The organism is Desertihabitans aurantiacus, from assembly GCF_003344635.1.
Lineage (GTDB): Bacteria > Actinomycetota > Actinomycetes > Propionibacteriales > Propionibacteriaceae > Desertihabitans > Desertihabitans aurantiacus.
Window position 1 is genome coordinate 1 of the sequence record NZ_QPKK01000273.1, and the last position, 4,971, is coordinate 4,971.

Genomic DNA, 4,971 nt, shown 5'->3' on the forward strand with positions numbered 1-4,971 from the left:
CCGGAGACCCGCCGCGGCTGCGGCCGTGACCGCCGGCGGAGCAGGACGACGCCGACGCCCGCGGCCGCCAGCACCAGCAGCACCGGCACGCCGATGCGCAGCACGTCGCCCACGGCGGGCAGCCCACCGGCGGCGCCGGCGTCACCCTCGGTGGGCGGGGCCTGGGTGGTCTCGTCGGTGGGGGTGCCCCCGCCGCTCGGCGTGGGAGTGGGCGGGACAGGGGTGGGCCCGCCGGCCGGGACGGCCGGGTCCAGCTCGGTCGGGACCGGTACGCGGAGCACGTCCGCCCCGGCGCCGGTGGAGCCGACCAGCAGGTCCTCACCGTCCAGGCTGGTGGTGATCGTCTCGCCCTGCTCCTGCTCGGGCAGGACGGCGCTGGCCACCTCGGCGTAGTCGTCGTCGGGGTCGACCACGGTGACGGCGCCGTAGTCGCGCAGCGCGAGGGTGCCGTCGGGCAGCGCGGTGGCGTCCGTGACGAAGGAGGGTGCGTCGCCGACCCGCTCGAGGGTGTTCATCGCCTGGCCGGTGAGCTCGGCGGTGGGGGCCCAGATGCCGCCGTCCTCCTCCTTGGTGATGACGAGCAGCTCCTCGTCCTCGGTGACGACGATCGCCTCGGCGTCGTGGGACTCCCCGTCCTCGTACTGCAGGTCCCAGGCGTTGTAGAAGCTGTTGCCGCCGACCTCGGGGCTGGCGAGCCGGTAGACGGTGACGAAGTCGCGCTCCTGCTCGTCGTCGCCGATGTCGGCCAGGTACAGCCCGGCGTCGGTGTACGCGGCGGCCTCCAGGTCGGAGACCTCGGCGCCGAACACCACCCGGCCCTCGACCTCGCCGTCCTCGGCGACCGCGAAGGCCTCGGCCTCCTCCGACGAGTCGTTGACCGTCCAGTAACGGTCGTTGGCGGGGTCGCTGGCCAGTCCGGCGGAGCGTTCGACGTCGGGGTCGTCGAGGGTGAACTCGACCTCCTCGGCCACCGCCGGGACGGCCGTCCAGGACAGCCCGAGGACGCCCAGCAGCGCGGCGCTGACGGCCGCCGCCACCGAGCGACGACCTCGGCGCGGATCTCCCCACCGCCGACCGGATCGTCGCTCAGTCGCCACGGCCGTACCGCTCCTCGGCCGCCCAGAAGAACAGCAGCCCCACCACCAGCATCCCGACCGACCAGGCGGCGAAGTAGGCCCAGTAGATCGGCTGGGCGCCCTCGTAGCCCATGAGGAAGCTCCGCGCCAGGCTGAGCACCTCGTGGATGGGGTGGTAGTCGTAGATGGCGCGGAGCCACGGCAGGCTCGACAGGATGCGCTCGGGATCGAAGAGCACGCCGGAGGTGTAGAAGAAGATCCGGCTGATGTAGGGCAGGAACTGGGTGAGGTCGCGGACGTGCACCGTCAGCCGGGCCCCGATCAACGCGACGCCGGTGCAGAAGAGGACGTAGAGCACGAGCAGCGGGAGCATCAGCAACCACTCCACCCGCGGGAAGTGCCCGAGAACCAGCAGCAGCACGACCATGACGCCGAGCGTCGGCACGAGGTTGAGCAGCTGCTGCAGCACGATGGAGATCGGCAGGGTGACGCGGGGGAAGGACAACGACTGCACCAGCGAGGCGTTGCCGGTGATCGACTTCGCCCCGCTGGTCATGCATCCGGTGAAGAAGCTGAAGAGGAAGACCCCGATGACGACGAAGGGGACGAAGTCCTCCGGTGCGTTGTCGCCCTGCAGGATGCCGAAGATGGTGCCGTAGATGGCGGCGTTCAGCATCGGCTGCAGGACGATCCAGAGCATCCCCAGGCGGTTGCGCTCGTTGCTGGCCTGCACCTTATAGCGCGCCATCGCGTAGGCGAAGTCGCGGCGGTGCCAGGCCTCGCGCAGGTAGGACCACAGCGGGGGCCGTGCGCCCACGCGGTGCAGGTCCGGCTGCAGCTCGTCCTGGGCCACCGTCATCTCCCGTGCAATCCCCATCATTCGGTCCTGGGCCCCGGTGACCCGGAGTGGGAGTCTAGACGATCAGGCCCCCTCGACCGGCTGCAGCGACAGCGCCACGGAGTTGATGCAGTAGCGCAGGTCGGTCGGCGTCGCGTAGCCCTCACCGGAGAAGACGTGCCCCAGGTGGGAGTCGCAGGTGGCGCAGCGGACCTCGGTGCGGGTCATCCCGAGGGAGGTGTCGTCGATGTAGCGGACGCGGTCCTCGGCCAGCGGGGAGAAGAAGGACGGCCACCCGCAGTGGGAGTCGAACTTCGTCGTGGAGCGGAACAGCTCGGCGTCGCAGGCCCGGCAGCGGTACACGCCCTCGGTCGTGGTGTCGGTGTACTCGCCGGTGAACGGGCGCTCGGTGCCGGCCTCGCGCAGGACGTGGTACTCCTGCGGGCTCAGCATGGCGCGCCACTCGGCCTCGGACCGGACCACCTTGCCGACGCCGGCCGCGACGTCGGTGGTCTGCTGGTCGGAGCTCTGGGTCATGGTCGTCCTCCTGGTCTGGTGATCGTGCAGCCTCGGTACAACGCGGTGGGCACCGTCACAGATTCCCCGCCGCCGTCCGGGCGTGTCGGGGACGGTACCCGCCCGTCCCAGCCGTCACCAGGAGGCGACGACCTCGGCCAGCTCGCGGCGCCGTCCGGTGTAGAACGGCACCTCCTCGCGGGTGTGGCGCCGCGCACCGGCCGCGCGCAGCGCCCGCATCAGGTCGACGATGCGGTGCAGCTCGCCGGCCTCGAAGGCCAGCAGCCACTCGTAGTCGCCGAGGGCGAAGGAGGAGACGGTGTTGGCCAGCACGTCGGGGTAGGGACGGGCCAGCTCGCCGTGCTCGCGCAACATCGCCCGGCGCTCCTCCTCCGGCAGCAGGTACCACTCGTAGGAGCGGACGAAGGGGTAGACCGACAGGTACTCCCCCGCCGGGTGCCCGGAGAGGAAGGCCGGCACGTGCCCACGGTTGAACTCCGCCGGCCGGTGCAGGCCCATCTGCGACCAGACCGGGGTGAGCGCGCGGCCGAGCTCGCTACCGCGGAAGGCCAGGTAGGCGTCCTGCAGGGTGTCCGACGACGGCGCGTGCCACCACACCATCAGGTCGGCGTCGGCACGCAGCCCGGCCAGGTCGTACCAGCCGCGGATCGTCAGGTCGCCGCCCTCGGTCGCGGCGGCCACCGCCTCCAGGGCCGCCTGCGCGTCCCCGGTGGCGCCGGCCTCGCGGCGGAACACCGAGTACATGACGTAGCGGATGGTGGCGTTGATCTGCTCGGCCTGCTCGATCGGCACCGACACCGGAGCGTCCTCCTTCTCCCGACCCGCCGGGTGCGGGCGCGTCGCCCACTGTGCCACCGCGGGTCACCTCCGACGAAACCGTCGCCGCCGGGCAGGTGATCGCCCTTCGACAGTCTCGGGGCGTCGTGGTCAGGCCGGTGACCGCCGATCCAGGCCCCAGCGTCCCGAGGTCAGGCCGGTGACCGCCGAGCCAGGCCCCAGCGTCCTGAGCCTGTCGAAGGACGACCCCCTCAGCTGGCTATGGCCAGCACGCGGTCGGCGGCTTCCAGCCCGGACTCCAGGCAGGGCCCGACGCCGACCCCCCGGTAGGCGGCCCCGCACACCTCCAGGCCGGGCAGCCCGGCCACCGCCTGCTCGACCTGCTCGACCCGGTTGAGGTGGCCGACCGCGTACTGCGGCAGTCCCCCGCCCCAGCGCTGCAGCCGCCAGCCGTGGACCGTGACGCCGTCCCAGCGGGGCAGCTCGCGCAGCTCGGCCACGGTGGCGGCGGCCAGCTCGGCGTCCGGACGCTGCAGCACCGCCTCCTCACCGGCGCGGCCGAGGCTGACCCGCACCAGGTGGTGGCCCTCGCCCCACTGCTCCTGCACGCGCTGGGCCACCCAGGCCCACTTGCGGTCGCTGTGGGTGATGGCCTTGATGGTCGGCAGCCCGCCCGGCGGCACCAGCAGGCCGGAGCCGCTCGGGCGCACGCCGGAGACGTGCAGGGCCAGCACGGCCGGGGAGGCGTAGCGGATCATCTCCAGCGGCGCGGCCGCGGCGGTGCCGGTCAGCAGCCGGGCGGCAGCCGGGGCCGGGACGGCGAGCACGACCGCGTCCACCTCGAGCTGCTCGGACGCGTCTGCCCGCTCGTCGGCGCGCACCGCGCCGTCCTCGTGCCGGCGGGAGGCGAGCTCCAGCCGCCAGCCGTGCTGCTGCGGCTCCAGCCCGCGCACCGTCACCCCGGTGCGGACCCGCTCCCCCAGCTCCTCGACCAGGGCCCGCACCACCTGGTGCACCCCGCCGACCAGCCCGGTGAAGGGCGAGCCGGTGCTGGTGCCCGGTGGCGGCACCATCGCGGCGGCCGTGCGGAGCAGCGACGTGCCGGTGCGCAGGGCGGACCACAGCCGCGGGTTCACCGCGGCGGCCGACAGCTCGCGGGAGTGGCCGGCGTAGACCCCGCCGAGCAACGGTTCGAGCAGCCGGTCGGCGACCTCGGCGCCGAACCGGTCGGCCACCAGTGTCCCGATCGCGACGTCGCCGGCGGGGACCTCGAACGGGCGGTCCGGCTCCTCGGCTGCCCGCCGCCAGCCCTCCTCGCTGAGCAGCCCGCGCAGCGGCTCCAGGTCGCTCGGCACCCCGAGCAGCGACGGCGGCACCGGCACCGTGCGCCCGTCGGCGAGCAGGGCCGAGCGCTCGGCGGTCGGGGTGGTCAGCCGGTCGTCGAGCCCCAGCCGGCTGAGCAGCTCCGCCACCCGGGGACGTCCGCGCAGCAGCATGGACTCCGCCCCGAGGTCGAGATCCAGGCCGTCCAGCTCGCCGCCGAGCACCTTCCCCCCGCACCGGTCGGCCTGCTCCAGCACGACGACGTCGGCGCCCGCGCGCAGCAGGGCGGAGGCCGCCGCCAGACCGGACACCCCGCCGCCCACCACCGCGGCCCGCAGCCCGGCCACCGTCCCGGCCGGGACGTCCGGCGTCGCGCTCACCGCACCGGGGCGGTTCCGGCGACCACCCGCTGCGCACCCG

General features: G+C 73.7%; 5 protein-coding genes. All 5 read right to left on the reverse strand.

Annotated features, from left to right (window positions below):
- Nucleotides 1-1,037 (reverse strand): hypothetical protein (locus DVA66_RS17005; RefSeq protein ID WP_114561132.1); only part of this gene is annotated, 1,037 nt, incomplete at its 3' end.
- A gap of 49 nt (nt 1,038-1,086) precedes the next feature.
- Complete coding sequence (locus DVA66_RS17010) at nt 1,087-1,953, reverse strand: ABC transporter permease (RefSeq protein ID WP_232822032.1); 867 nt, start codon at nt 1,951-1,953, stop codon at nt 1,087-1,089.
- A 45-nt stretch (nt 1,954-1,998) separates the two neighbouring features.
- Complete coding sequence (gene msrB / locus DVA66_RS17015; RefSeq protein ID WP_114125025.1) at nt 1,999-2,451, reverse strand: peptide-methionine (R)-S-oxide reductase MsrB; 453 nt, start codon at nt 2,449-2,451, stop codon at nt 1,999-2,001.
- 114 nt (nt 2,452-2,565) lie between these two features.
- On the reverse strand, nt 2,566-3,249 hold the full coding sequence (gene hemQ / locus DVA66_RS17020; protein WP_332872882.1) for a hydrogen peroxide-dependent heme synthase: 684 nt from the start codon (nt 3,247-3,249) through the stop codon (nt 2,566-2,568).
- 230 nt (nt 3,250-3,479) lie between these two features.
- A partial coding sequence (hemG, locus tag DVA66_RS17025) for a protoporphyrinogen oxidase (RefSeq protein WP_269801637.1) occupies nt 3,480-4,971 on the reverse strand: 1,492 nt, incomplete at its 5' end.